This is a genomic window from Amycolatopsis sp. TRM77291 (assembly GCF_054166285.1).
Genome location: NZ_JBSZHF010000001.1, coordinates 2,809,871 through 2,835,920 on the forward strand (window position 1 = coordinate 2,809,871; position 26,050 = coordinate 2,835,920).

At 70.1% G+C, this 26,050-nt stretch carries 27 protein-coding genes; 10 read left to right on the plus strand and 17 right to left on the minus strand.

Annotated features, from left to right (window positions below):
* Positions 1 to 5: 5 nt before the first annotated feature.
* The 4 genes from ACXIZN_RS13310 to ACXIZN_RS13325 form a co-directional block, all read right to left on the minus strand.
* The gene (locus tag ACXIZN_RS13310) at positions 6 to 269 is read right to left on the minus strand and encodes a phosphoribosyl-ATP diphosphatase (RefSeq protein ID WP_034306611.1); all 264 of its coding nucleotides are present in this window, start codon (positions 267 to 269) and stop codon (positions 6 to 8) included.
* A gap of 72 nt (positions 270 to 341) precedes the next feature.
* The gene (locus ACXIZN_RS13315) at positions 342 to 833 is read right to left on the minus strand and encodes a methylated-DNA--[protein]-cysteine S-methyltransferase (protein WP_457954680.1); all 492 of its coding nucleotides are present in this window, start codon (positions 831 to 833) and stop codon (positions 342 to 344) included.
* 15 nt (positions 834 to 848) lie between these two features.
* A complete protein-coding gene (locus tag ACXIZN_RS13320) occupies positions 849 to 2,312 on the minus strand; it encodes an AlkA N-terminal domain-containing protein (RefSeq protein ID WP_457954681.1) in 1,464 nt (487 codons plus the stop codon).
* Between the two features lie 56 nt (positions 2,313 to 2,368).
* The gene (locus tag ACXIZN_RS13325; RefSeq protein ID WP_457954682.1) at positions 2,369 to 3,049 is read right to left on the minus strand and encodes an HAD family hydrolase; all 681 of its coding nucleotides are present in this window, start codon (positions 3,047 to 3,049) and stop codon (positions 2,369 to 2,371) included.
* A gap of 179 nt (positions 3,050 to 3,228) precedes the next feature.
* Here ACXIZN_RS13325 and ACXIZN_RS13330 point away from each other — a divergent pair, with 179 nt between their 5' ends.
* A complete protein-coding gene (locus ACXIZN_RS13330; RefSeq protein WP_457954684.1) occupies positions 3,229 to 4,128 on the plus strand; it encodes a PAC2 family protein in 900 nt (299 codons plus the stop codon).
* A gap of 283 nt (positions 4,129 to 4,411) precedes the next feature.
* Here ACXIZN_RS13330 and ACXIZN_RS13335 read toward each other — a convergent pair whose 3' ends face one another.
* Genes ACXIZN_RS13335 through ACXIZN_RS13345 form a run of 3 tightly spaced genes read right to left on the minus strand, consistent with a single transcriptional unit; the run spans position 4,412 to position 7,071 of the window.
* On the minus strand, positions 4,412 to 5,236 hold the full coding sequence (locus ACXIZN_RS13335) for a metallophosphoesterase family protein (RefSeq protein WP_457954686.1): 825 nt from the start codon (positions 5,234 to 5,236) through the stop codon (positions 4,412 to 4,414).
* A 15-nt stretch (positions 5,237 to 5,251) separates the two neighbouring features.
* Positions 5,252 to 6,496 carry an MFS transporter gene (locus ACXIZN_RS13340; protein WP_457954688.1) on the minus strand — a complete coding sequence of 415 codons (1,245 nt, stop codon included), beginning with the start codon at positions 6,494 to 6,496 and terminating at the stop codon, positions 5,252 to 5,254.
* Positions 6,493 to 7,071: an ArsR/SmtB family transcription factor gene (locus ACXIZN_RS13345; protein ID WP_457954689.1), complete on the minus strand. Its 579-nt coding sequence runs from the start codon at positions 7,069 to 7,071 to the stop codon at positions 6,493 to 6,495. Before ACXIZN_RS13345 ends, ACXIZN_RS13340 begins: the two co-directional genes overlap by 4 nt.
* A 151-nt stretch (positions 7,072 to 7,222) precedes the next feature.
* Between ACXIZN_RS13345 and ACXIZN_RS13350 the strand changes: the two genes are divergently transcribed.
* Positions 7,223 to 7,693 carry a MarR family winged helix-turn-helix transcriptional regulator gene (locus ACXIZN_RS13350; protein WP_457954690.1) on the plus strand — a complete coding sequence of 157 codons (471 nt, stop codon included), beginning with the start codon at positions 7,223 to 7,225 and terminating at the stop codon, positions 7,691 to 7,693.
* Positions 7,694 to 7,841: 148 nt separating this feature from the next.
* Positions 7,842 to 9,449, plus strand: a complete 1,608-nt coding sequence (locus ACXIZN_RS13355) for an ABC-F family ATP-binding cassette domain-containing protein (RefSeq protein ID WP_457954692.1) — start codon at positions 7,842 to 7,844, stop codon at positions 9,447 to 9,449.
* Between the two features lie 49 nt (positions 9,450 to 9,498).
* Here ACXIZN_RS13355 and mshC read toward each other — a convergent pair whose 3' ends face one another.
* The 4 genes from mshC to ACXIZN_RS13375 form a co-directional block, all read right to left on the minus strand.
* Positions 9,499 to 10,737, minus strand: coding sequence for a cysteine--1-D-myo-inosityl 2-amino-2-deoxy-alpha-D-glucopyranoside ligase (mshC, locus tag ACXIZN_RS13360; protein WP_457954694.1), 1,239 nt, complete (start codon positions 10,735 to 10,737; stop codon positions 9,499 to 9,501).
* Between the two features lie 74 nt (positions 10,738 to 10,811).
* Complete coding sequence (locus tag ACXIZN_RS13365; protein WP_457954697.1) at positions 10,812 to 11,576, minus strand: MerR family transcriptional regulator; 765 nt, start codon at positions 11,574 to 11,576, stop codon at positions 10,812 to 10,814.
* A gap of 19 nt (positions 11,577 to 11,595) precedes the next feature.
* The gene (locus ACXIZN_RS13370) at positions 11,596 to 13,554 is read right to left on the minus strand and encodes a vWA domain-containing protein (protein WP_457954699.1); all 1,959 of its coding nucleotides are present in this window, start codon (positions 13,552 to 13,554) and stop codon (positions 11,596 to 11,598) included.
* Positions 13,551 to 14,948 carry an ATP-binding protein gene (locus tag ACXIZN_RS13375; protein WP_457954700.1) on the minus strand — a complete coding sequence of 466 codons (1,398 nt, stop codon included), beginning with the start codon at positions 14,946 to 14,948 and terminating at the stop codon, positions 13,551 to 13,553. Before ACXIZN_RS13375 ends, ACXIZN_RS13370 begins: the two co-directional genes overlap by 4 nt.
* 131 nt (positions 14,949 to 15,079) lie before the next feature.
* Between ACXIZN_RS13375 and ACXIZN_RS13380 the strand changes: the two genes are divergently transcribed.
* Positions 15,080 to 15,877: a hypothetical protein gene (locus tag ACXIZN_RS13380; protein ID WP_126732024.1), complete on the plus strand. Its 798-nt coding sequence runs from the start codon at positions 15,080 to 15,082 to the stop codon at positions 15,875 to 15,877.
* A gap of 4 nt (positions 15,878 to 15,881) precedes the next feature.
* Here ACXIZN_RS13380 and ACXIZN_RS13385 read toward each other — a convergent pair whose 3' ends face one another.
* Positions 15,882 to 16,517 (minus strand): VC0807 family protein, encoded by a 636-nt coding sequence (locus ACXIZN_RS13385; protein ID WP_457954702.1) that lies wholly within the window; start codon positions 16,515 to 16,517, stop codon positions 15,882 to 15,884.
* Positions 16,499 to 17,383, minus strand: coding sequence for an alpha/beta fold hydrolase (locus tag ACXIZN_RS13390; protein ID WP_457954703.1), 885 nt, complete (start codon positions 17,381 to 17,383; stop codon positions 16,499 to 16,501). Before ACXIZN_RS13390 ends, ACXIZN_RS13385 begins: the two co-directional genes overlap by 19 nt.
* An 87-nt stretch (positions 17,384 to 17,470) precedes the next feature.
* Here ACXIZN_RS13390 and ACXIZN_RS13395 point away from each other — a divergent pair, with 87 nt between their 5' ends.
* Entirely contained in the window at positions 17,471 to 18,043 is a 573-nt protein-coding gene (locus tag ACXIZN_RS13395) for a TetR/AcrR family transcriptional regulator (RefSeq protein WP_457954705.1), read from the plus strand.
* A 385-nt stretch (positions 18,044 to 18,428) separates the two neighbouring features.
* Here ACXIZN_RS13395 and ACXIZN_RS13400 read toward each other — a convergent pair whose 3' ends face one another.
* Complete coding sequence (locus ACXIZN_RS13400; RefSeq protein WP_457954707.1) at positions 18,429 to 19,475, minus strand: ferrochelatase; 1,047 nt, start codon at positions 19,473 to 19,475, stop codon at positions 18,429 to 18,431.
* A gap of 85 nt (positions 19,476 to 19,560) precedes the next feature.
* On the opposite strand from ACXIZN_RS13400, the gene ACXIZN_RS13405 reads away from it, so the two are divergent.
* The 3 genes from ACXIZN_RS13405 to ACXIZN_RS13415 all read left to right on the plus strand — a co-directional run bounded on the left by ACXIZN_RS13405 (position 19,561) and on the right by ACXIZN_RS13415 (position 21,806).
* Positions 19,561 to 20,145: a TetR/AcrR family transcriptional regulator gene (locus ACXIZN_RS13405; protein WP_457954709.1), complete on the plus strand. Its 585-nt coding sequence runs from the start codon at positions 19,561 to 19,563 to the stop codon at positions 20,143 to 20,145.
* 69 nt (positions 20,146 to 20,214) lie between these two features.
* On the plus strand, positions 20,215 to 21,396 hold the full coding sequence (locus tag ACXIZN_RS13410; protein ID WP_457954711.1) for a Cmx/CmrA family chloramphenicol efflux MFS transporter: 1,182 nt from the start codon (positions 20,215 to 20,217) through the stop codon (positions 21,394 to 21,396).
* A gap of 8 nt (positions 21,397 to 21,404) precedes the next feature.
* Positions 21,405 to 21,806 carry a nuclear transport factor 2 family protein gene (locus tag ACXIZN_RS13415; RefSeq protein WP_457954713.1) on the plus strand — a complete coding sequence of 134 codons (402 nt, stop codon included), beginning with the start codon at positions 21,405 to 21,407 and terminating at the stop codon, positions 21,804 to 21,806.
* Here the strand turns inward: ACXIZN_RS13415 and ACXIZN_RS13420 are convergent.
* The 3 genes from ACXIZN_RS13420 to fabG form a co-directional block, all read right to left on the minus strand.
* Positions 21,803 to 22,213: a nuclear transport factor 2 family protein gene (locus ACXIZN_RS13420; RefSeq protein ID WP_457954715.1), complete on the minus strand. Its 411-nt coding sequence runs from the start codon at positions 22,211 to 22,213 to the stop codon at positions 21,803 to 21,805. The genes ACXIZN_RS13415 and ACXIZN_RS13420 overlap by 4 nt on opposite strands.
* Before the next feature lie 83 nt (positions 22,214 to 22,296).
* On the minus strand, positions 22,297 to 23,064 hold the full coding sequence (gene fabI / locus ACXIZN_RS13425) for an enoyl-ACP reductase FabI (protein ID WP_061986623.1): 768 nt from the start codon (positions 23,062 to 23,064) through the stop codon (positions 22,297 to 22,299).
* Positions 23,065 to 23,116: 52 nt separating this feature from the next.
* The gene (gene fabG, locus ACXIZN_RS13430) at positions 23,117 to 23,821 is read right to left on the minus strand and encodes a beta-ketoacyl-ACP reductase (protein WP_016334125.1); all 705 of its coding nucleotides are present in this window, start codon (positions 23,819 to 23,821) and stop codon (positions 23,117 to 23,119) included.
* A 191-nt stretch (positions 23,822 to 24,012) separates the two neighbouring features.
* On the opposite strand from fabG, the gene ACXIZN_RS13435 reads away from it, so the two are divergent.
* Together ACXIZN_RS13435 and ACXIZN_RS13440 are read left to right on the plus strand one after the other, a co-directional pair.
* Complete coding sequence (locus tag ACXIZN_RS13435; protein WP_457954717.1) at positions 24,013 to 25,371, plus strand: MFS transporter; 1,359 nt, start codon at positions 24,013 to 24,015, stop codon at positions 25,369 to 25,371.
* Between the two features lie 16 nt (positions 25,372 to 25,387).
* Positions 25,388 to 26,050: a response regulator transcription factor gene (locus ACXIZN_RS13440; RefSeq protein ID WP_457954718.1), complete on the plus strand. Its 663-nt coding sequence runs from the start codon at positions 25,388 to 25,390 to the stop codon at positions 26,048 to 26,050.

The window sequence follows — 26,050 nt, forward strand, 5'->3', positions numbered from 1 at the left end:
ACGCGTCACAGGTACCGGTACACGTCCTCTGTCGACAGTCCTCGGCCGAGCATGAGCACCTGTACGCGGTACAGCAGCTGTGAGATCTCCTCGGCGAGCCTGTCGTCGGATTCGTGCTCGGCGGCGATCCACACCTCGCCCGCCTCTTCGAGCACCTTCTTGCCCTGCGCGTGCACTCCCGCGTCGAGCGCGGCGACGGTGCCGGAACCGTCGGGCCGCGTGCGGGCGCGGTCGGCAAGCTCGGCGAACAGCTCATCGAAGGTCTTCACAGTCTGGAGATCCTTCCATCCGCGCCCGCGCCGCGCTGCCCCGGGCCGGTGTGGTGCCGGTCGCGTCACACTTCAGAACAGCGCCGCGCCACCTCGCTCGAAGTCGAGCAGCCGCCGCTTCCGTTCGACGCCGCCGCCGTAACCGGTGAGATCGCCGGTGGAGCCGATCACCCGATGGCACGGCACGATGATGCTGATCGGGTTCTTCCCGTTCGCGAGGCCGACCGCGCGCGACGCGGTGGGCCTGCCGAGCCGGTCGGCGAGCTGCCCGTAGGAGACCGTCTCGCCATACGGGATCCCGAGCAGACCTTCCCAGACCATCCGCTGGAACGCGGTGCCGCCGAAGCTCAGCGGGAGATCGAAGTCCTTACGCTGACCGGCGAAATACTCCTTCAGCTGTTTCTCGGTGTCCACGAAGATCGGCGAGCCCGGATCCGGATGGCCGAACGTCTCCTCGGGCGGGCGATGCCGCTGCTGGACCATGTAGACCCCGCAGAGGCTCTCGCCGTCCGCGACCAGGGTCAGCTTGTCGTACGGGCTGTCGATGAAGGTGTGCGTGCGCATGGCGCTCCTCGGGACTCAGGCGGCGGGCAGCCGGTTGATGGGGTGATCTCCGGTCGCCCAGAGGTGTTGCACGGCGTAGGCGCGCCACGGTCGCCACCGTTCGGCGTGCGCGGCGAACGCGGCCGGGCCGAGCCCGAGACCCTTCGCGGCGACCTTGACGCCGAGGTCGGTCGGCAGGAAGGCGTCCGGATCGCCGAGCGAGCGCATCGCGATGCTCTCGACGGTCCACGGGCCGAAGCCGGGCAGCGCGTGCAGTCGCTCGCGGGCTCGCTGCCAGTCGCTACCCGCGCCGAGGTCGAGGTCGCCTTCGTTCAGTTCGGCCACGAGGCCGAGCAGGGTCCGCTTGCGGCTCTGCGGCATAGCGAGGCTTTCCGGGTCGATGTCCGCGAGCGCGGCGGCGTCCGGGAAGACGTGCGTGAGGCCACCGTCCGGGTCGTCGATGGCGGCACCGTGCGCGAGGACCAGCCGGGCGGCGTGGGTGCGGGCCGCGGCGGTGGACACCTGCTGGCCCAGGACGGCGCGTACGGCGAATTCGTCGCCGTCGACGGTCCTCGGCACCCGCCTGCCCGGCGCGGCGGCCACGAGGGGCGCGAGCAGCGGGTCCGCCGCCAGCGCTTCGTCGACCGCGACCGGATCGGCGTCGAGGTCGAGCAGGCGGCGGCAACGGCTGATCGCGGTCGAGAGGTCCCGCAGGTCCGACAGGGTGAGCCGGCAGCCGATGTAGCCGTCCTCCGGCTTGAGGGCGACGACGGCGGGGCCGTGCGGGAGCCGCAGGGTGCGGCGATACGCGCCGTCGCGCCATTCTTCGACGCCGGGGACACCTGTCGCGACGAGATGCCCGAACAGGTTGTCCGGGAACAACGGCTTCCGGTACGGCAGGCGCAGGTTCAGCGTCCCGGGCGCGGTGGCAGGCGCGGTCCGGACACGGGCCCGCAGTTCCGTCGGGGACAGCGCGAAGACCTCGCGGACGGTGTCGTTGAAGGTCCGGACACTGCCGAACCCCGCGGCGAGGGCGACGTCGATCATCGACAGCCCGGTCGTCTCGATCAGCAGCCGCGCCGTCTGCGCCCGCTGGGCGCGGGCGAGGCTGAGCGGGCCGGCGCCGAGTTCGGCGCGCACATGCCGCTCCACCTGCCGGACGCTGTAGCCCAGCCGGGCGGCCAGCCCGCGCACGCCGTGGGTGTCGACGACGCCGTCGGCGATCAGCCGCATCGCCCTGGCCACCAGGTCCGCGCGCTCGTTCCACTGCGGCGAACCCGGGCTCGCGTCCGGGCGGCAGCGCTTGCACGCCCGGAACCCGGCCTCCTGCGCGGCCGCCGCGCTCGGATAGAACGTCATGTTCTCCGGTTTGGGCGGGACGACCGGGCAGCTCGCCCGGCAGTAGATCCGCGTCGTCAGGACCGCGGTGAAGAACCAGCCGTCGAACCGGGCGTCGTTCGACTGGACCGCCCGGACACAGCGCTCGAAATCCTCATGCACCCGGCAAGCATCACCGACCGCACCGGGCGGGGTCTAGCGGAAATGCGACATGGCGGTCAGGGCAGGAGCGCGGTCAGCGCGGGCACGTCGAGACCGACCAGCGACGAGCGGAACACGCGCCGCTCACCCGGTTCGACGTCGACGTCGTTCGGGACCACCACCACGGTGCAGCCCGCCGCGGCAGCGGAAGCCGCGCCCGGTGGCGAATCCTCGACCGCGACGCACCGGGAAGCCGGGACTCCCAGCAACTCCGCGGCCAGCTGGTACGGCCGGGCGTTCGGCTTGTTCAGACCATCGACCTCGTCACCGCAGACCGTGGCGGCGAAGTACTCGCGGCCGATCGTGTTGAGCGCGAGTTCGGTCAGCGAGCGTTCGGTGGAGGTGACCAGCGCCATCGGGACACCGTTGGCGCGCAACAGTTCGAGCAGCTCCTGAGCGCCGGGGCGCCACGGGAGCGGGCCGTCGAAGAGGTTGGCCGTGCGGCGGCGGATCCACACCCCCATCTCCGCGATCGACTCGGGCGTCACGGGCTTGGCGCACACTTCGAGGAGGAACGCGGCCGTGTCGTCCATATTGGACCCGACGAGACTCAGGCGCTGCTCCTCGGTCAAGGTGCCGCCGAGGCTTTCGACGGCCTCGTAGAGCGCGACGTCCCACAGCTTCTCCGAGTCGACCAGCGTGCCGTCCATATCCCACAGCACGGCGGCGAGTCCGTCCAGTGTGGACGGTTCGGTCACGGTTCCCCCTCACGTTCGGATGGGCCTTCTCCGACCCCACGGTAGCCGAGACGGATTCACGTCGGCGGTGAGGTCACTGCCCGAAATGTCGCGTTACGTCGGCTCGGTGCGGTTCACCCCGGCGAAACGCCACCGGACATGCCCAACGCCACCTGGCCGCCTGGTCGTAGGCTGGTCCGGTGAGTGAGCCCGTCGACGAGACCCAGCGGCCCGGCCGCGACCACCCGGATGACAGCAAGCCGATCATGATCGTCGCCTTCGAAGGATGGAACGACGCAGGTGACGCGGCCAGCCGGGCGGTCGAGCATCTCCAGCTCAACTGGGATGCGACCCCGCTGAGCGAGCTGAGTCCTGACGAGTACTACGACTTCCAGGTCAGCAGACCGACCGTGCGCATGGTGGACGGCGTCACCCGGAGGGTCGACTGGCCGACCACCCGGCTCTCGGTGTGCCGCCCGGAGGGCGTCAACCGGGACATCGTGCTGGTCCAGGGGCCCGAGCCCAATATGCGCTGGCGGGCCTTCTGCGCCGAACTGCTGGAGCACATCCAGCAGCTGGAAGTCGCCACGGTCGTCACCCTCGGCGCGCTTCTGGCCGACACCGCACACACCCGTCCCGTCCCGGTCACCGGGACGGCGTACGACAAGGACACCGCTTCGCAGTTCGGCCTGGAGCTGAACAACTACCAGGGGCCGACCGGCATCGTCGGGGTCCTGCAGGACTACTGCGTGCAGGCGGGCGTCCCGGCGGTGTCGATCTGGGCCGCCGTGCCGCACTACGTCTCGCATCCGCCGTCGCCCAAGGCCACGCTGGCGCTGCTGCACAAGCTCGAAGACGTCCTCGACGTCGAGATCCCCCTCGGCGCCCTGCCCGAGCAGGCCGAGGAGTGGCAGCGGACGGTCACCGAGATGGCCGAGGAGGACGAGGAGATCAGCGAGTACGTCCGGGGGCTCGAGGAGCGCGGAGACGCGGAGACCGAGTTCACGCTGGACGACGTGAGCGGGGACAAGATCGCGGCCGAGTTCGAGCGGTACCTGCGGCGACGGCGTCCCGGCCAGGACGGTCCCGGTCGGGGCTGAGCCAGCCCGAAGTCCGTGAAGGCCTCATTGAGGGACTCTGGGTCCCTCAATGAGGCCTTCACGGACTGGGAACACAAGGTATGCGGCGTGTGTCAAGGCGTAACTCGCGTGATCAGGCGCGTAACTCGCGTGTCTGGAAGCGACACTCGCGAGTTACGCCGCTGATCACGCGAGTTACGCCTTCAAGCACGCGAGTTACGCCTTCAAGCACGCGAGTGCGGCGCCACCGCACGCCTCGTGAGTGGCTAGGACGGTTCTAACCGTCCTAGCCACTCACGAGGCGTCAGAAGATGCGCCGCAGCGGAATCGGCCCCCGCGACCGCTTCCGCCACTCACGCGGATAGCCGAGCGAAACCTCCTCGAAGCGCACCCCGTCCGCCTCCGTGGAGCGCGGGATGTGCAGGTGCCCGTAGACGGCGACCTCCGCCCGGAAGCGCCGGTGCCAGTCCTCGGTCTCCGTCGTCCCGCACCACAGCGCGAACTCCGGGTAGTACAGCGGCTCGGTCGGGTGGCGATGCAGCGGCCAGTGCGACATGAGGATCGTCCCGTGGTCCTCGGGGATCGCCTCCAGCCGTTCCGTGCTGATCTTCACCCGGTCGGCGCACCACGCCTGCCTGCTGGGATACGGGTCCGGGTGCAGGAAGAACTCGTCCGTGCACAGCACGCCTGCCTCCCGCGCCTGCTCGATGGCCGCCAGCATGGGCAGGCCGTCGGCCGAAGGGGTGCGCCAGCTGTAGTCGTACAGCACGAACAGCGGGGCGATCGTCAGCGGCTTGTCCTGGTGTTCCCACACCGGGTACGGGTCCTCCGGGGTGAGGACGTCGATCTCGCGGCAGCGTTCGACCAGGTGCTCGTAGCGCGCCAGTCCTCGTAGCTGACATTCATCCTTCTGGGTGGTCCACAGCTCGTGGTTTCCGGGCACCCAGACGACCTTCGCGAAGCGTTCGCGCAAGGTCCTGAGCACCCCGATCACGGATTCGGCGCGTTCGGCGACGTCACCGGCCACGAGCAGCCAGTCGTCGGGGGTCCGGGGGACGACCTCGTCGACGAGCGGGGCGTTGCCCTCATGGGTGACGTGGAGGTCGCTGGTGGCGAAGAGATGCGGCACTCCACCACCGTAGCTTCACCCGGACCGGGGAACCGCCGGAATCGTGTCATGGCGCAACCTGCCCGACGCCGAGACACCCAGCACGACCAACGCCGAGACGGTGTGCAGGCCCGCCTGGACGTTCAGCAGGACGCCGGTGCCCAGCACGTCGAGCAGGACGCCCGTCAGCAATGCGCCCAGCGCCGTGAACCCCGCCGTCCCGGCGAAGACGGTGCTCAGGACGCGACCGGCGCGCTCAGGGGACGCGGCGGTCTGGACCAGCGAGAGCAGCCCGGAGCCGGCGAGCACACCGGGAGCGCCCACTAGGCCGAACAGTCCGATGAAGACACCCAGTGGCAGCGACACCGTGAGCGCCGGCAGATTCCAGATCACCGCCGAAAACAGGCCGAGCGCCAGCCCGCCCCAGCCGAGCAGGGCCACGGGCGCGACCTTGCGGGCGACGGTGGCGACGGCGAACCCCGCGGCCAGCCCGCCGAGGGCCTGCACGCCGCGCAGCAGGCCGACGTCACCTTCGGTTCCGTCGAGGATGTCGAGCACGAAGACCACGAACAGCACCAAGAACATCCCCTGCGCCAGGGACGTCAGCACCACGACGACACCGGCGAGCCGAAGGCGCCCTTCGCGGCCGATCTCGCGAAGCCCGTCGATCCAGGCTCGCACCACCGGTTCGTGCGGTCCGGCCGCTTTCGGCGCGGCGACACGCGGAAACGGGCGCGCCAGCAGGGCCGAGCCGATCACCAGCACGCCGAGATACGCCACCACGACCCAGCCCAGACCGCCGAAGCCGAGCAGGAGGCCACCCGCCCAGCCGCCGGCGAGGCGGGCGACGCTGCCGTTGATGCTCATCAGGCCGTTGGCGCCGATCAGGTCGCCGGGGGCGACCAGCTCGGGCACGAGCGCGTTGCGGGCGGGTTCGAACAACGAGGCCAGACCCGCCTGCGCGGCCATCACCCCGTAGATCACGAAAACCGGGCCGCCGGACGCGACGAACAGCAGCGGCAGCGCCACGAACGCCTGCCCCGCGCACACCACGCACAGCACCAGCCGCCGGTTCCAGCGGTCCGCGACCACGCCGGCGATCGGGCTCAGCAGCACCGCGGGCACCAGGCCGAGGACGATGCTCAACGCCGTGGTGGCCGCCGAACCGGTCGCCTGGAAGACGAACACCGGCAGCGCGATCTGCAGCATCCACTCGGCGGTCTCGGAGAAGAAGGCGGCGATCCACAACCGCGCGAAAGCGGGTTCTCTCAACGGTTTCATCTGCTCGGCTTCCCCTCGGCGTCGATGCGGAGGAACGCCCGCAGTCCCAAGTGGACCGGGAGGGCCTCCGCGGGAGCGTCATCACGGATCGCACCGACGTAGGGCCGCACGAGCGCGTCGATCGCCCGGACAAGTTCCTCCAGCTCTCCGGCGGTGACCCGCAGCGAGTAGTTGTTGATCCCCGACGCGTCCCGCCACTCCTTGTCGAGCCGGTCGGCGGCGTCGAGATAGCGCTCGGTCAGCTCCTTTTCCCGCGCGAGGGTGGTGCCGACGACCGCCAGCTGCGCTCCGTGCAGCTCCGGGTCGTCGCCGAACTCGATGCCGACCTGGCACGCCCGCCACGGCCGCTCGCGTCCGTCCTCCCCGTCGACCCGCTCCACGAGACCGTGCTGCGCCAGCTGGCGCAGATGCCAGCTGCAGTTCGACGCCGTCGAGCCGACGGCCGCCGCGCACTCGCTCGCGGTCCGCGGCCCGACCGCCATGAGGTGGTCCACCAGCGCCGAACGCAGCGGATGCGCCAGCGCCCGCATCAGCTCGACGTCTTCGATCCGCTTACGCGGCGGCAACCCGGTCATCGCCCGATCCAATCTGAAAGGACTCTTTCGAAAGTTCTCTTTCAGATTCACAGGTGGCCGACGGGATGTCAAGTAAGCATCGATACCCTTGCCGGAGAAGCTGCTGCACAGCACAGTAACTGCACAGTTCAACTACTGAGCGAGGAAACACATGCCTGACCAGCGAGAACTCGCCACCGCGGCGGCCTTGGAGATCCCCCGGTTCGTCAGTGCGACCGTCCTGTTCCAGACGGCCATGGCGGAGCGGCTCGGGATCAGCGCCACCGAACTGCACGGGCTCCAGCTGGTCATCAGCGGCGCCGCGGCCTCGCCGACCGGCCTGGCGCGAGCACTCGGCATGACCACGGGCGCAGTGACCCGGATGCTCGACCGCATGGAGGCGCAGCGCCTGATCGAACGCGTCGCCGATCCCGCGGACCGCCGCCGGATCGCGATCCGGCCGCTGCCCGACCGGCTCGACGACGTCGCCGAGCTCTACTCCCCCATGGCCCGCTTCTTCGGCGACCGCCTCGGCAGGCTCGACCGCCGCCAACTGGCCGCGCTTCTCGGGGTCATGACCGACGGGCGCGCGTTCGCCGAACAGGAGGCCGCTCGGCTGCGATCCGAAAAGGGGGTTGACTAACGCTACATAGGTTGCGTTAGACTGCTCGCATCATGGACAACTGACATCACGCCTTCCCCGCTCCGAGGCGGCTCCGGTCGAGCACCGCTCCCGTAAGCCACGAGGCCCGGCGGGGTTCCCTCACGCCCGAGAAGCGCGGTGATGTCGTATGTCTCTTTCCCTGATCGCCAAGGACCTCGTCCACTCCTACGGTGCCCGCGTCGTCCTCGACGGCGTCGACCTGACCGCTTCGGCCGGACAGCGGCTCGGCCTGGTCGGTGAGAACGGCGTCGGCAAGTCCACGCTCCTGCGGCTGCTGGCCGGGGTGGAAGAGCCGCACGGCGGCGAGGTGCTGCGCGGCGACGACGTCGGATTCCTCTTGCAGGAGCTGCCTTTCGCGCTCACCGCGCGGTTCTCCGACGTCATCGACGACGCGCTCGCCGAGATCCGGCAAGCGGCGGCGAGGCTCGACGAACTGACCGCGGCGCTCACCGATCGTCCCGACGACAAAGCCGTGCTCGACGAGTACGGCACCGTCCTCGAATGGGCCCAGGCACATGACCTGTGGGACGCCGACCGGCGGGCCGAGGTCGTGTGCGCGGGCCTCGGGCTCGCCGGGATCGACCCGGCGCGCGAACTGGGCACACTGTCGGGAGGGCAGCGGTCGAGGCTCGGGCTGGCCGCACTGCTGATCCGGCGGCCGGGCACGCTCATCCTGGACGAGCCGACGAACCATCTCGACGACGCCGCGATGGAGTTCCTGGAGCAGCATCTCGCGTCGCTGACCGGGGTTCTCGTGCTGTCGTCGCACGATCGCGTGTTCCTCGACGCGGTGTGCACCGACATCGTCGACCTCGACCCGGCGCTGGGCGGCCCGACCCGGTACGGCGGCACGTATTCCGACTACCTGGACCAGAAACGGGCCGAACGGGCGCGCTGGGAACAGCGCTACGCCGAGGAACAGGACGAGCTCAAGGAACTGCGCGAATCGGTGGCCGTCACCGCGCGCAACGTCGCCCACAACCGCCCGCAGCGCGACAACGCCAAGATGCTCTACGACTTCAAGACCGGGAGGGTGCAGAAACAGATCTCACGCCGGGTCCGCAACGCCCAGCTGCGCCTCGCCGAACTGGAACGCGACCAGGTGCGGAAACCGCCCGCGCCGCTGCGGTTCCAAGGCGGTCTGACCGGCGAGCCCGGAGAGGGCAAGACGGCGATCTCCGTGCGGGACATCGAGATCGCCGGACGGTTGCGGCTGGCGACCTTGGACGTCACCACGACGTCGAGGCTCCTGATCACCGGCGGGAACGGCGCCGGGAAGTCGACGCTGCTGTCCGTCCTCGCGGGCTCGCTGACGCCCGACTCCGGAACCGTCCTTTCCGGACGCGGTGTGCGGATCGGCATGCTGGCTCAAGATGTCGTGTTCGCCGAACCGGAGAAGACAGCGCAGCGGACCTATGCCGAAGCCCTCGGCGAGGACGCTCCCCCGTTGCGCGGTCTGGGTTTGCTGGCTCCGCGCGATCTCGGGACCCGCGTGGGCGCGTTGTCGGTCGGGCAGCGGCGGCGGCTCGCGCTGGCGTTGCTGATCGCCGACCCGCCGGAGGTGCTCCTGCTGGACGAGCCGACGAACCACATCTCGCTCACGTTGGCCGAGGAGTTGTTCGCCGCGCTCGATTCCGCGCCGGGTGCCGTCGTCATCGCTTCGCACGACCGGTGGCTGCGGCGCGACTGGGCGGGCGACCACCTCCGGCTGGAAGCCGGCCGCGTCGCCGTGTAGGGCGTTATACACAGTGCCGGGGCGGGGGTTCCCGCCCCGGCACTGTTCGTCAGAGCTCGATGCCGAGCAGCGCGTCGACGGCGTTCCGGATCAGCCCGGGCGCGGCCGGGTCGGTGCCGGAACGGTCGAGCGCCTGCTCCGCCCAGGCGTCGACGGCCGCGAGCGCCTTGGGCGTGTCGAGGTCGTCGGTGAGGTGGTCACGCAAGCGTGCGACCGTGTCCTCCGCCGCCGGGCCGGTGCCGAGGGACACGGCTTCGCGCCAGCGCGCGAGGCGTGCTTCGGCGTCCGCCTGCAGCTGCGCGGTCCACGGCCGGTCTTCGCGATAGTGGCCGGCGAACAGCGCGAGCCGGATCACGCCGGGGTCGACCTTGTCGGCCCGCAGCCGCGAGACGAACACGAGGTTCCCGCGCGACTTCGACATCTTCTCGCCGTCGAGGCCGATCATCCCGGCGTGCACGTAGTGCCGCGCGAACGGCCTGTCCCCCGCGACGGCCTCCGCGTGCGCGGCGCTGTACTCGTGGTGCGGGAAGATCAGGTCCGAACCACCGCCCTGGACGTCGAAGCCGAGGCCGAGCCTGTTGACCGCGATCGCGCTGCACTCGATGTGCCAGCCCGGCCGTCCCGCCCCCAGTTCGGACTCCCACGACGGCTCACCCGGCCGCGCCATCCGCCACAGCAACGCGTCCAGCGGGTGCCGCTTGCCGGGACGGTCCGGGTCGCCGCCGCGTTCGGCGAAGAACTTCGCCATGGTCTCGGCGTCGTAATTCGACTCCGAACCGAAATGCCCGGTCGCGTTGTGCTCGAAGTAGATGTCCGGGTACTCCGCGTCGTCCGCACGGTAGGCGCTGCCGTTCGCCACCAGTTTGGCGATGACCTCGACGATCTCCGGGATGCTCTCGACCGCGCCGACGAACTGCCGCGGCGGCAGCACCCGCAGCGCGGTCATGTCCTCGCGGAACAGCGCGGTCTCGCGCATACCGAGGACGACCCAGTCGTCCTTGTCCCGCTCGGCGCGCTCCAACAGGGGCTCGTCGATGTCCGTCACGTTCTGCACGTAGTGGACCTCGTGCCCGGCGTCCCGCCACAGGCGGTTCACCAGGTCGAATGTCAGGTACGTGGCGGCGTGCCCCAGATGGGTGGCGTCGTACGGCGTGATGCCGCAGACGTACATCCGGGCGGTCGACCCGGGCGCCGTGGGGCGGATCTGCCCCGTCGCCGTGTCGTGGAGCCGCAGCGGACGGGGGGTGCCGGGGATACGGGGCACGTCGACCGATGACCAAGTCTGCATACCCCGACTGTAAGCGGAGCCGCCGCGCCGTTCCCGTCCGGTGGGAGACGAACACGGCCGGAGTAATCGATTCGCTATCCGGTGACCCGTCCGGCGTTGGCGTGGATCGCGTCGCGGATGTACTCGCCGAGGCCTGGCCGCTGGTCCGGCTCGCGCACCAGGAAGCCGAGCTGGACCGGCTCGGTCGCGTACAGCCTGGCGAGCTCCCGGTGCGTCGCGAGGTCGCAGTCCCCCATGAACGCCGAGAGCATCCGCCGGTGCTCCTCGGCTAGGTCCATCGCCTCAGGGCTGTCCGCGGGCGCGCCGGAGTCGAAGACGGCGAGCAGCCGCCGGACCCACTCCTCCCGGACCTTCTCCGCCTCGACCCATTCCTGTTTGGTGCGCGGTACGGCTGCCGCCCGCCAGTGCGGGGTGTCACCCCACCGGCGGACGGCCTCCTCCGCGTAGCCCTCCGGCTCGCGAAACTCACCGAAGACCTCGAACCGCTCCTCCGGGGTCAGCGCGGCGCCGGCCTCCTTCGCCACGATCACCCGCTCGACGGTTTCGGCCATCCGCGTCAGCTCACCGATCCGGTCGGCGAGCAGCGACCGCTGGCGCCGCAGGTGCTCCAGCGCGTCCACCGCCGGGTCTCCGGTCATCTCCGCGATCGTGTCGAGGCCGAACCCGAGTTCGCGGTAGAACAGGACGCGCTGCAGGCGGTCGAGATCGTCGTCGCTGTAGCTCCGGTATCCCGCCGCCGTCCGCCCGCTCGGGCTCAGTAGCCCGATCTCGTCGTAGTGATGCAGCGTGCGCACGGTGACCCCCGACAGCGCCGCGACCTTTCCGACCGAGTACCCCATCGGGCCAGCGTAAGGGAGTTCAGCGCTTCCTGGTCCGCAGGTAGTCGCCGACCACGGCGGCGCCGAGCCCGTCCAGATCCGGAGCGACGACCCGTCCGCCCGAACGGCGCGCGATGACGTCGACGAACTCGGTCAGGCGCGGATCGTCCCCGAGCCGGAACACCGTCACCGAGGCGCCCAGCTTCGCCATCCTGTCCACTTCGGACAGGGTTTTGAGCAGGGTCCTCGGCTGCGGCGGATAGTCGAACTCGGCCGTGCCGTCGGGTTCCAGATGCGCCGTCGGCTCGCCGTCGGTGACCATCAGGACCACCGGCTGCGCGTCGGGGTGCCGCCGCAGATGGCGTCCGGCCAGGAGCAGCGCGTGGTGGGCGTTGGTGCCCTGTTCCCAGGTTCCCTCCATGCCCACCAGCTCGGCCAGTTCGACCGACGTCGCGTAGCGGCCGAAGGTGATCAGCTGGAGCGCGTCGTTGCGGAACCGGGTGCTGATCAGCTGGTGCAACGCGAGCGCCGTCCGCTTCATCGGCAGCCAGCGGCCCTCCTGCACCATCGACCACGACGTGTCCACGAGCAGCGCCACCGCCGCGCGCGACCGATGTTCGGTCTCGACCACCTCGACGTCGGAGACGTCCATCCGGACCCGTCGCTCGCCCACCGAAACCGAGCGCAGCACCGCGTTGCGGACCGTCCTGGAGACGTCCCACGGCTGCATGTCCCCGAACCGCCACGGCCTGGTGGCGCCGGTCGGTTCGCCCGCGGCCCCGGCGGACTCCGTCTCCCGCTGGCCGGTCTTGCCGCGCAACGCGTTCACGACGTCGGCGAGCGCCGTCTCCCCCAGCCGCCGCAAAGCCTTGGGCGACAACCGGAGCGTGCCGTCGGGCGCACGTTCGAAGATGCCCTGGCGCCGGAGCTCGCGTTCCAGTTCGGACAGCCGTCGCGCGTCGACGCCCGCGTCCGGACCCAGCTGCCTTTCGAGCGCCTCGACGTCGATGTCCTCCAGCCTCGCGCCGGGATAGGACTGGCCGAGCTGTTCGGCCAGCGCGTCCAATTCGGCGAGATCGGACATCGCCCGGGCGCCTTCGCCGAGGCCGAGCGGATCGTTGCCCCGAAACCGTTCCGACGACGTCCAGTCCTCGCCCGGCCGCAGCGCCCGCAACTGGGCGTCCAATGTGGACAGCTGCTGCGCGAGCCGGGGGTCGCCGAACGCCTGCTGCGAGAGTTCGGCCAGTTCGGCCCGCTGCTCCGGCGTCATCGAGTTCAGCATCCGTTGCGCGGCCGCGGCGCGGGCGGCGAGCACGTCGATCAGCTCTTCGACGTTCTTCGGGTTCTCCGGGAAGAACTCGCCGTGCTCACGCATGAACTCCGCGAACCGCTCCGGGACGTCCTCGCGCCCTTGGGCGTGCGCGGCCAGCAGCGCGTTGAGGTCGGCCAGCATCCGGTTGACCTGCTCGGCCTGTTCCGGCCCGGCGTTCCGCAGCGCCTCCTTCATCCCCTCGAAACGGGAATCCAGCAGTTCACGGCCGAGCAGGTCGCGGATCTTCTCGTAGTTCTCCCTGCCCTCCCGCGAGCGCCAGTCGTACTCGGCGAGCTCGCGCACGGCCGCCGCAGTCCCCGGCGGCAACGCGTCCAGCTGAGCCTCGCGGAAGCGGGCGTCGTCGTCCGGATCGGGGAACAGCTCCCGCCGCTCGGCCTCCAGTGCCTGGTCGAGCAGCCGCTGGACCTCCTGGAGCGTGCCGTCGAGCCGGTGCCGGCGCTGGATCTCCGACCGGCGCTGCCAAAGCCGCCTGGTCAGTTCGTCGAGCCCGGCGGTGCGCGGGGTGCCGCGGCGCAGCAGTTCTTCCAGCGCGGACCGGGGCGAAGCGCCCGCCATGACGTCGCGGCCGATCTCGTCGAGCGCGTCCCGCAGATCCGCCGGCGGCGCCAGCGGATCCGGGCCGTTGTCCCACGGCCCGTACGAATAACCTTCCGGGAGGAGGCTCATCGGCCGTAGACGGTCGTCGAGTCGTCGGAGTCCTTGGCGAGTTTCCGCGACAGGAACAGGGATTCCAGCGCCAGTTCGACCGCGGCCGCGATCCGCCCGGCAGGCTCGTCCGGGCCGACGCCGGCACGCGCGGCGACGTCGTGGAGTACGGGCAATTCGGGCAAGGCGGCGAGGACGTCCTTGCCGGGAACGCGTTCCCCCGTGGCCACCAGATGCCCGGACTCGACGGCGTCGGCCAGCGGCAGCAGATCCAGTCCGGCGAACCGCGAACGCGCCGTCTCCGCGACCGCCCGGCGCAGCAGGTGCACGAGATGCTCGGTCTCGCGTCCCTCCTCCCCCGGCTCGAATTCGAGCTTGCCGCGCAGGACGCCGGGAACCGCGTCGAGATCGACCGGGCGGGCCACGGCGGGTTCCTCGCCGGTCAGCGCGGACCGGCGCAGTGCCGCCGCGCCGACCGTTTCCGCCGCCGCGACGGCGAACCGGGCCGAGACACCCGACCGCTGGTCGATCACCGGGGATTCGCGCAGGTTCCGGACGAACCGCGCGAGCACCTCCAGCAGCGGCTCACCGACTTCGGCGACCAGGTGGGCCTCCTGCCGGACGACGGCGATCTCCGCCTCGACGTCGAGCGGGTAGTGCGTGCGGATCTCGGCGCCGAACCGGTCCTTGAGCGGGGTGATGATGCGGCCGCGGTTGGTGTAGTCCTCCGGGTTGGCCGTCGCCACCAGGAGTACGTCCAGCGGCAGGCGCAGCGTGTAGCCGCGCACCTGGATGTCGCGTTCCTCCATCACGTTCAGCAGCGCGACCTGGATGCGCTCGGCGAGGTCCGGCAGCTCGTTGATCGCCACGATGCCGCGGTGGGCGCGCGGGACGAGTCCGAAGTGGATGGTCTCGGGGTCGCCGAGGCTGCGGCCTTCCGCGACCTTCACCGGGTCGACGTCACCGATCAGGTCACCGACCGAAGTGTCCGGTGTGGCCAGTTTTTCCGTGTACCGCTCGTCGCGATGACGCCAGGTCACCGGCAGCGCGTCACCGAGTTCGGCGGCACGGCGGCGCGATTCCGGGGTGATCGGGTCGAGCGGGTGCTCGGCCAGCTCGGCACCCTCGATGACGGGCGTCCATTCGTCGAGAAGCCCCGCGAGGGTGCGCAGCAGGCGGGTCTTGCCCTGGCCCCGTTCACCGAGGAGCACGACGTCGTGCCCGGCCAGGAGCGCGCGTTCGAGTTGCGGCAGCACGGTGCGCGAGAACCCGACGATCCCCGGCCAGGCGTCTTCCCCGGCACGGAGCTTGGCGAGCAGGTTGTCGTGCAGTTCTCGGCTGATCGACCGCGGCAGGTGACCCGCCGCGCTAAGGTCCCCGGCGGTCCGGGGCAGGTTTGCGGGAACATCGTTCACCCGTTCGACGCTACGTCGCGAGTCTGGCCCTGTCGACGTGAAGCAACTCCAGCTCCGGCGATCGCGAACGGCAAGCCGGGGTTAACCCTCCCATAGCCGGGTTTCGCCGGAGCACGACTAAAATCAATCCGGTGTGCCGTCCTAGTGCGACCCTCGCGGTCTGGTCTTCGGCGTGGCTGAACGGAGCCGCCGCCTCCGACGACGTCCTTGACGCCCTGCAGGTCTGGGGCGAAGCCCACGACTTCGTCGCCGCGGACGCGGCGGCCGCCGAGGCGTTCGACCTGCCACTCGCGTTCAACCGCGCCGCGACCCCGGTCCAGCTGCTGCTCGCCCTGCGCGCGCAGGGGGCCAAGAGCATGCAGCTCCTGCTTCCGGTCCCCGGCGACGTGCGGGGCCTGGGTGGCGGCGGGCCGTTCACCGAGGCCGCGTTGCGGATCGGAGAGGCCGTCCTGCTGCCGGACCTCGGCTACGGAGTGGTCCCCGAGGCGATCGCCGAAGGACTCATGCGGTGGACGGTGTACTCGGTACCGATGCCGGGCGTCCTCGAGTACCGTCCGCTGGGCGAGGCCGAACACGGCCTGACCGACGCGATCCGCGCGAGCGCGGGGGCCCTTCAGTCACTGGACGTCGCCAGCGAGCGGCCAGGGGTGCGGGCGGAACTCTCGGCGCGGCTCCGGGCCGCCACCGACGCCCCGTGGCCCGCCGGGATGCCCAGCCGGGCGCTGCGAGTGCTCCAGCGTTCCCAGGAGATCGCGGCGATCCTCGCCATCGCCGAAGCCGACGATCCCGGCGGCGCGCTCTCTTCGTCGGCGGCGCTCCGGCGGGCGGAGGCGCTGCGGCCGCTGACCGAAGCGGTCCGCAACGCCCGATACGCGGCGATCAACGAAGCGGTGCGAGTGTTCGCCGAGCAGGCGGACAGGCACCCGTAGGTCGTTACGTGGCCACCGTGTGCTTTTTCAGGACTTTCTCGGCATAACGGACGGACCATAGCGAAAGCCCGCCGATGACGGCGAGGAGCAGCACCACGCTGAGCGCGTTCATCACGTCGGCCGACAGGGTGTAGACCAGCGGTACCCGGATCGCGGCCTCCAGCAGCAGCGCCACGCCCCAGACCGCCGACATCCGGGTGAACGCCCGCCGGAAACCGGGGACGTCGTCGCTCAACCGGTCGATCTCCGCGCGTTTCGCCCCGCTGGATCCGGCCCGTACAGCGACGAGCACCATCGGGGTACGGCTGAAGCAGCTGAGCAGCAGGACGATCGCGGCGGTCGCGGTGGCGAAGGATTCCTTCAGCAACAGGAATTTCGCGTCCCCGGTGACCAGCGAAAGGACCAGCCCGACGCCGAGCACACCGGCCAGCAACGCGGCGAAACCGTCGAAGGCACGGTCCCGGACGGCGACCCACGCGATCCGGGCCGCCGCCACGCCCGCCCCGGCCAGGAGCGAGACCTGCTCGCTCTGCCCGGCGAGCCGCAGCCCGTAGTAGGCGGCCAGCGGGAGCGCGACGTCCCAGAGCAGCAAGGACAGCGTGGGGTTCTTGCCGCGCGCGCTCACGAGTCCCTCTCGCATTCGGCCAGGAACTTCAGGACGCGCGCGTTGACCTCGGCAGCGGATTCGCCGGCGATGGCGTGGGTCGCCGACGGCCACAGCTCGACCTGACCTCGCGACAGGAACTCACGGGCGCGGGCCGCCGCGCGGTCCGGGTTGTGGATGACGCTGCGCCCGGCGATGAGGGCCAGCACAGGCAGCCGCAGGGAGCGCAGTTGCTCGTCGGTGAACAACCTTGGTGACGGCAGGGCAATGCGGTACGTCCGCATCCCCTCGTCGATCACCCGCGCGACCGGATCCGTGGCGTCGACCTCCGCGCCGCCGGAGATCCATTCGAGGAACGATGGGCGCGCCCATCGGCCGATCCCGGGGATCGCGGCGAGCGTCGCGCGGACGACCAATCCCGCGGTCAGCCCGCCGAACGTCAGCACGGGGTCGATCACGGTGAGCGATTTCAGCCGTTCCGGCGCCCGGACGGCGAGGTTGGTCGCGAGCCAGCCACCGAACGAGTACCCGATCAGGTGCACGGACGGCAGGTCGAGTTCGGCGAGCACCGTGCTCAGCCACGCGGCCTGGTCCGCGCCGTCGCGGATCGGGGCGGTCTGTTCGCTGCGGCCGGCTTCGCCGATGAGGTCCACCGCGAAGACCTCGCCGTGCGCGAGCAGCGCGGCGAGGTTGGGTTCCCACATCACCGCGGTCCCCGCGCGGCCCGGCAGCAGCACGATCGGCGTCGCACCCGGCTGCCCGAACCGGTACACGCGCGCCACCCCGAACGCCGTCCGGACGTCGTGGATCCCGGCCGGCGCGGGCAAGGCCGCCATACCTCGTTCGTAGACGGCCTCGTACTCGGCGCGCGCCTCCGGCGAGGCGAATCCGCCCACCTTCATTCTCACCCCTCCTTTTTACGGTACGATCGGATTGTAAACAGTTGGTGAGAAGTTTGCAATCCGATCGGACTGCGAAAAGGAGTACGGGTGCCCAAACGAGTCGATCACGAAGACCGACGGCGGCAGATCGCCGCGGCCGTTCGCCGCATCGCGGCCGACCGGGGACTCGAAGGGGTGAGCCTGACCGAGGTCGCGGCCGAAGCCGGCATCTCGAAGGGGTCCGTCCAGCACTACTTCTCGTCGCGGGACGAGATGCTGCGGTACTCGACGACCACCCTGCGGGGTGGCATCGAAGAGCGCATCGCCACACCGTCCGAACCGAGCGTCCGGGACCTGCTCGTCGCTCTATTGCCTCTCGATGAAGCGGGCCGGGACCACGCGCTCGTCGCGAACGCCTTCGTGGTGCGCGCGCTCAAGGATCCGGAGATCGCCGGACACTTCCGGACCGGGCACGGTCAGCTCCGCGACGCGGTGGCGGCCCTGCTTTCCGTCGCACGGGAGGCGGGCGACCTCCTGCCCGCCACCGACCCGGTCAGGGAGGCCGACCTCCTGCTCGCGCTGGTGTCCGGCCTCGGCGACGCGGTGCTGCTCGGCTACCAGTCCGGCGACGAGGCCATCGCCCTCATCGACCTGCACCTGTCTCGGATCGCGGCCCGATGACGATCGGCCGGTTACGACTAAGGGGCCTGAGGTATCTCCCGGACGCGGCCTTGGTCGAAGGTCCGTGAAGGCCTCCTTGCCTACCCTCAAGGTAGGGAAGGAGGCCTTCACGGACCTTCGCGACGCCATCCGAAGGGTCCGGCAACACCACCTGTCCCAGCAGCCACAGCGGTCACACCTGAAGGGCCCCCTCTCCTCGACTCGGCCGAAGGAACTCGACCTTCACACCTCGCCAAGTACGTGAAGGACCCCTTCACTGCGCCTAGCGCAGTGAAGGGGTCCTTCACGTACTGCCGGAGGAAGGGCAGCGGTGGTGCGGTGGGGCTCGGCCTCGTGAGTGGTAATGACGGTTAGAACCGTCATTACCACTCACGAGGCCGATCGCTTAAGAGCGCCTGGGCCTCTTCGCGGGCTCGCAGCATCCGATCGCGCAAGGCGCCCCGTTGATCGTGCATCCCGCCGACGGGAACGGCGACAGCTTCCGCGCCGGCAGCCCCTCGGTGTGCTCCCGGACCAGTTCCACGACGAGTTCGGCGAAGCGCGGGTCGGTGTCCGGCGTCGCGGCCCGCGCGAAGCCCATGCCGTGCTCCGCGGCCCGCTCGGCGGCCTCGTTGTCGAGGTCCCAGATCACTTCGAGGTGATCGGAGACGAAGCCGACCGGGCAGACGACCACCGAGGTGACACCTTCCGCGTGCAGCGCGTCGATGTGGTCGACGATGTCCGGCTCCAGCCACGGCACCTGCGGCGGGCCGGAGCGCGACTGCCAGACGACGTCGTAGGTCTCGATCCCCGCTTCGGCGGCGACGAGGCGCGCGGCCTCGGCGATCTGACGCGAGTAACGCCGTCCGCCTTCCGACGGCGGCCCCGACGCGGTGTCGGCGGACTCGGGGACCGAGTGGGCGCAGAACACCGTGCGGGTTCCGGGCTTGTTGTCCAGCTTCGCGTGCGCGGCCCGGACCGCGTCGGCGAAGGCGGCGATGAACAGCGGGTGGTCGAAGAACTGCCGCAGCTTCACCAGTTCCGGCGCGCCGTCGCCGACCGCCGCACGGGCACGCTCGATGTCCTCGTCGTACTGACGGCAGGCGGAATAGCCGCCGTACGCGCTCGTCGGGAAGACCAGGACGCGCTGAGCGCCCGCCTCGGTGATCTCGGCGAGGGTGTCCTCGACCATCGGCCGCCAGTTGCGGTTGCCGAAATGGACGGGCAGATCGATTCCGGCGGCCGCGAGCTGCTTCTCCACCGCGGAGATCGCGTCCCGGTTGAGCCGGTTGATCGGCGAGACCCCGCCGAAGTGCTGGTAGTGCTCCGAGACCTCGAGCAGTCGTTCCCGGGGGACCCCACGGCCCCGCGTGACGTTCTCCAGGAACGGCATCACCTCGTCGGGCCCCTCGGGACCACCGAACGAAAGCCAAAGCAGCGCGTCGTAACCCACCCTGCCATCTTGCCGCTGTGGCGCCCCGCACGCTGACCCGGCCCATTTTGAACCGACCGATCCAAAACCTGGTACGGTCGTATCCATGGCCAGGCCGAAGGAATTCGACGAGCGCGCCGCGGTCGGGCGCGCCATGGACGCGTTCTGGGCACGCGGCTACGAGGGCACGTCGACACAGGCCCTCTGCGAAGCCACCGGCTTGGGCCGCAGCAGCATCTACAACACCTTCACCAGCAAGCATGAACTGTTCGTGCGCGCGCTCGATCACTACGCCGAACGCGGGATCGTGGCCAGGACGGCCCTGCTGGAGGAATCCGGTACCGGCGTCGAGCGGTTCCGCGCCCTGTTCGCGTACACGATCGACGAAGAAGCCGAACATCCCGGACGAGGCTGCCTCGTGGTCAACACGGTGGCCGAGTTCGGCGAGCGCGACGCCGAGATCAAGGCGCGGATCGACGCCGACACCCGGCGGCACCTCGCCCTGCTTTCGGCCTGCGCCAAGGAAGGGCAGCTCGACGGGACGATCGACCGCGGCCGCGACCCCGGTGCGATCGCCGAGTTCGCCCACAGCACCGTCGCCGGCCTCCGACTGATGTCCCGCCGAGGTGCCGGCCGAGCGGCGATGGAGGCCGTCGCCGCCATCGCGATGGACGCGATCGCCGCGAAGTAGACCGAAACAACCCCGTGCGCAACGCTGCCCACATTTTGGACTGATCAATACAAAACTGGAGGAAGTTCCGTGCCTTTGGCAGTCTGCGTACTCGGACTGAGCGTCTTCGCGCTCGGCACGTCCGAGTTCATGATCACCGGCCTGCTGCCGGGGATGGCGGCCGATCTGAACGTCGGCATCCCGGAGGCCGGGCTGCTCATCTCGGCCTTCGCGATCGGCATGGTCGTCGGCGCTCCCCTGCTCGCGATCGCGACCTTGAGGGTGCCGAGGCGCGCCACCCTGATGGCCCTGCTGGTCGTCTTCGGGCTCTCGCACGTCGTCGGCGCGCTGGGCTCGGGGTACGCCCTGCTCTTCGCGACGCGCGTCGTCAGCGCGGTCGCCTGCGCCGGTTTCTGGGCGGTCGCGGCGGCCACCGCCGTCGCACTGGTCCCGGTCGAGCGCCGTGGCCGCGCGCTGGCCATCCTGGTCGGCGGCCTCACCGTCGCGAACATCGCCGGCGTTCCCGCCGGGACCTTCCTCGGCCAGCACGCGGGCTGGCGGGCGGCCTTCTGGGCGGTCACGGCGCTGACCGTCGTCGCGTTGATCGGGGTCTTCGCGCTGGTCCCGGAGACACAGAACGGTCAGGACAAGACCGACGTCGCGACCGAACTGCGGCTCTACCGCGGCGGCCGGTTCTGGCTGGCACTCGGCGTGATCGCGCTCGCGCAGGCGATGATCTTCGCGACCTTCAGCTACCTCGCGCCCTTGCTGACCGAGGTCGCCGGCCTGCCGGAGAGCTGGGTGCCGGGAGTTCTGTCCCTGTTCGGGCTCGGCGCGCTGATCGGCATCACCGCCGGCGGCAGGCTCGCCGACGCGAGGCCCTTCGCGACGCTTTACGGCGGCCTCGCCGTCGCACTGGTCGCCCTGATCCTGCTCGCGCTCTCGGGCCCGGCGACCCCGCTCGCGATCTTCGCCGTGTTCCTGTTCGGCGTCGCCGGATTCGGGGTCAATCCCGCCTTGAACGTCCGCGCCTTCGCCGTGGCGGGCAACGCGCCCACCCTCGTCGGCGCGAGCACGACCGCCGCGTTCAACGTCGGCAACACGGTCGGCCCGTGGCTCGGCGGCGAGTCGATCGACGCCGGTCTCGGCTATCCCAGCGTCGCGTGGGTGAGCGTCGGGCTCGGCGCCGCCACTGTCGTCGCACTGACCTTCGCCGCCGGTGTCCAGCGCACCGACGACACCCGCCTGCTCCGTGAACCCGTTACCCAGTAAGGAGAATCATGTCCGAACGAACCCGATCCACCCTTGCCGAGTTCTTCCGCCGAATGTCCAAAGGAGACACTGACGGCGCCACTGAACTTTTTGCCGACAACGTCGCGTGGGACATCCCCGGTGCCACCGAACTCGTCCCGTGGATCGGCCCGCGCCGGAACCGGGCGGAGATCCGCGAGTTCTTCGAGCTGCTCGACAAGGGGCTCGTCAAGGACCGGTTCGACGTCGAGCGCGTCCTCGTCGACGGGCCGCACGCGGTCGCGATCGGCCGCCTGCGCTCGACGATCCGCAGCACCGGCAAGGTGATCGAGACGGCCTTCACCATCGAGTTCGAGGTGAACGACGACGGCCTGATCACCAAGTACCTGCTGCTCGAAGACTCGTGGCACGTCGCGAACGCCGTCCTCTAGCCCGCCGCCGCGGGGATGGCAGCGTCCATGATGCCGGTGGCCTGCGAGTACCGGCACCGCCACTGCCCGTCTTCGGCGCGGATGTAGGTGTCGATGTGCCGGCACTCGTGGGCGGGGATGTCGGTGCCGTCGACGCTTAGGGCGATCAGGCAGCGGTAGCGCAGCACGGCGAGCGTCTCGGACGCCAGGACATCGATCTCGGAGGTCGTTTCGAGCCGGCTGTAGGCCAGTTCGCCGGTGGTCAGACGGCGCCGGTACTCGGCCTTGTCCCAGACCGTCCCGGTCGGGTTGCACAGCTGGTAGGCGGGGTCGTGCAGCGCGTCGAATACGGCCGTGTCGACGGCGAGCAGCGCCTCGACTCGCTGCTGTTCCAGCTGGGCGAGGTGGCTTGTGAGACTTTCGGACATGGCCGCAACCCTAGTGCCCCCGCCGATGAAGGCCTCTTCCCTCGGCTGAGCCGAGGGAAGAGGCCTTCACGGGCTTGAAAGACCTAGAAACCGGTGGCGTGCAGGCCGCCGTCGACCATGATCATCGAGCCGGTGGTGGCGGGCAGCCAGTCCGACAGCACGGCGCAGACGGACTTCGCCGTCGGGTCCGGGTCGGAGCTGTCCCAGCCGAGCGGCGCGCGGTCGCCCCAGCCGTTCTCCAGGTCGGCGAAACCGGGGATCGACTTCGCGGCCATGGTCTTCATCGGGCCGGCGCTGACCAGGTTGACCCGGATGCCCTGCGGGCCCAGATCCCGCGCCAGGTACCGGTTCACCGACTCCAGCGCCGCCTTCGCCACGCCCATCCAGTTGTAGGCGGGCCACGCGACGCGCGCGTCGAAGTCCATGCCGACGATCGACGAACCGCGCGAGAGCAGCGGCAGCGTCGCGACCGCGAGCGCCTTGAAGGAGTACGCCGAGACGTCGACGGCCACCTTCACGTCCTCGCTCGGGGCGTCCAGGAACGGCGCGCCGAGGCAGGACTGCGGGGCGAACCCGATCGAGTGCAGCACGCCGTCGAGCCCGTCGACGTGCTCACGCACGCGGTCGGCGAGCGAGTCGAGGTGCTCCTGGTTGGTGACGTCCAGCTCCAGCACCGGCGCCTCCTCGGGGAGACGCTTGGCGATGCGCTCGACGAGCGACAGCCTGCCGAAGCCGGTGAGCACGACCTTCGCGCCCTCCTGCTGCGCGATCTTGGCCGCGTGGAACGCGAGCGAGGCGTCGGTGATGACGCCGGTGATCAGCAGGCGCTTGCCTTCGAGCAGTCCTGGCACGGGACCTCCAGTCCGGAGTGGGTTTGCGATCGGTACGGGAAAAACGGGGACGTCAGTGGCCCATGCCGAGGCCGCCGTCGACCGGCAGCACCGCGCCGTTGACGTAACCGGCCTCTTCGGAGGCGAGGTAGCGGACGGCGGCGGCGATCTCCGACGGCTCGGCGTACCGGCCGGAGGGGACCTGGGCGAGGATCTCCTTCTTGCGGTCCTCGCCGAGCTCGTCGGTCATGTCCGTGGCGACGAAGCCCGGCGCGATGACGTTCGAGGTGATGTTGCGCGAGCCCAGCTCACGCGCGAGCGAGCGGGCGAGACCGACGAGACCGGCCTTGCTCGCCGCGTAGTTGACCTGACCGGCGGACCCGGTGAGCCCGACGACGGACGAGATGAAGATGTAGCGTCCCCACTTGCCGCGCAGCATGCCGCGGGAAGCGCGTTTGGCGACCCGGTACGCGCCGGTGAGGTTGGCGTCGACCACGCGGGTGAACTGCTCCTCGCTCATGCGCATGAGGAGGGTGTCGTCGGTCATGCCGGCGTTCGCGACGAGGACCTCGACCGGGCCCTGGTGCTCCTCGACGAGCTTGAAGGCGGCGTCGATCTGCTCGGCGTCGGTGACGTCGGCCTGCACCCCGAAGAGGCCTTCGGGCGCGCCGGAACCGCGGTGCGTGATCGCGACCTTGTGCCCCTGCGCCGCGAGGTCCTTCGCGATCGCCAAACCGATGCCGCGGTTGCCGCCGGTGACCAGTACCGACCGTCCCACAGAGCTCTCCTCGCCTCGTCTTTTCGCGCTGACGGCACTGAGGTTATCGGCTCGCCAGGTTCGCGCCGGAGCCGCGCCACCCCTACCTCCGGGTAACCGCGACCGTCCTAAGCGGATGTTAGGAAGCGCGCCGAAACCTTGCCCGGCCGTCACGGATTGTTCACCGTGAGCCGGAACACAGGAGGTCAAAGATGACAACCCGGATCGGCGAATCCACGCCGCCCGTGAGCGAACGTCGAGTCGTCGGCAACGTGCTGCGCGGCTCGATCGGCAACCTGGTCGAGTGGTACGACTGGTACGCCTACGCCGCTTTCACCACGTACTTCGCCAAGTCCTTCTTCCCCACCAAGGACACGACGGCGGCCTTCCTCGGCACCGCGGCGGTGTTCGCCGTCGGCTTCCTCATGCGGCCGCTCGGCGGCTGGATGCTCGGCCGGTTCGCCGACCGGTTCGGGCGACGAAGCGCACTCGTGCTTTCCGTCACGTTGATGGCGGCGGGGTCGCTGATGATCGCGCTGACCCCGACCTACGCCACGATCGGGATCGCCGCGCCGATCCTGCTGCTGGTGGCCCGGCTCATCCAGGGCCTCTCGGTCGGCGGCGAGTATTCGACCTCCGCGACCTATCTGTCCGAAGTGGCCACGCCGGGCAAACGCGGTTTCTACTCCAGCTTCCAGTACGTGACGCTGTACGGCGGCCAGTTGCTGGCGCTCGGCCTCCAGCTGCTGCTGCAGGCCATCCTGACCGAGCAGCAGCTGACCTCGTGGGGCTGGCGGATCGCCTTCGTCGTCGGCGCGCTCGCCGCCGTCGTGGTGATGGTCCTGCGCCGCGGGATGGACGAGTCGGCCAGCTTCGAGGAGGCCAAGGCCTCCGGCACCGGCAAGGACGCGGGCGACAAGGGCACGCTGCGGGCGCTGATCAAGTACCCCAAGGAGATCGCGCTCGTCGTCGGCCTCACCCTCGGCGGCACGGTGTCGTTCTACACCTTCGCCACCTACAGCCAGAAGTTCATGGAGAACACCGCGGGCATCCCGCGCCGGACGGTGACGCTGATCCTGTTCTGCGCGATACTCGTCGCCGCGATCCTGCAGCCGTTCGCGGGCAAGCTGTCCGACCGGATCGGCCGTCGCCCGCTGCTGATGTTCTTCGGGATCGCGGGCACCCTGCTGACCGTCCCGATCATGACGCTGATGGGCGGGACGAAGGAGCCGGTGCTCGCCTTCCTGCTGATGCTGGCCGGCCTGGTGATCGTCACCGGGTACACCTCGATCAACGCGATCGTGAAGGCCGAGCTGTTCCCGACGAAGATCCGCGCGATCGGCGTCGGCCTCCCCTACGCCCTCACCGTGGCGATCTTCGGCGGCACGGCCGAGCTCATCGCGCAGGCACTGAAGGGGGCCGGCCACGAATCGGTGTTCTTCTACTACGTCGCGGGCTGTGTCCTGGTGTCGCTCATCGTGTACGGCACAATGCGGGAAACCTCGAAGACCTCGGAGCTGGACAAGAAGAAGCAGCCCGAGCCCGAGCTCGTGTCCGGCCGCGAAGGCTAGGCGGGAAGGTGTGGCCGTGCGGGTGCTGCTCGTCGAGGACGACGCCGGTGTCGCCGACGCGCTCGCCGAAGCGCTGCAAACGCGCGGCCACACCGTCTCCCACGCGATCCGCGGCAGCGACGCGCTGCACCGGCATCGCGCGGCCGACGTGATCCTGCTGGATCTCAACCTGCCCGACATGCACGGGCTCGACGTGCTCAGGAAGGTCCGGCAGGTCTCGCCGGTGCCGGTGCTCGTGCTCACCGCGAGCGGGGACGAACGGTCCGTGGTGCGCGGGCTTCGGCTCGGCGCCGACGACTACCTGACCAAACCCGTCCGGCTGGCCGAACTGCTGGCGCGGATGGACGCGGTCGTCCGCCGCGCCGCCGTCTCCGCCACGCCGCAGGACGGCGTCGTCCGTGTCGAGGACGTCGAGATCGACCTCGGCGCGCGGCGCGTGCTGGTCGGCGGGACCGACATCGGGCTCACCGCCAAGGAGTTCGCCGTGCTGGCCGTGCTCGCCGCCCGGCCGGGCACCGCGGTGAGCCGTCAGCAGCTGATGGACGAGGTCTGGGGCGACGCGTACCTGGCCGTCTCCCGTTCGCTCGACGTGCACCTGACCCAGCTGCGCGCGAAGCTCGACAGGCCGGGATTGCTGACCACGATCCGGGGTTTCGGCTACCGGCTCGGCCGGGACTGA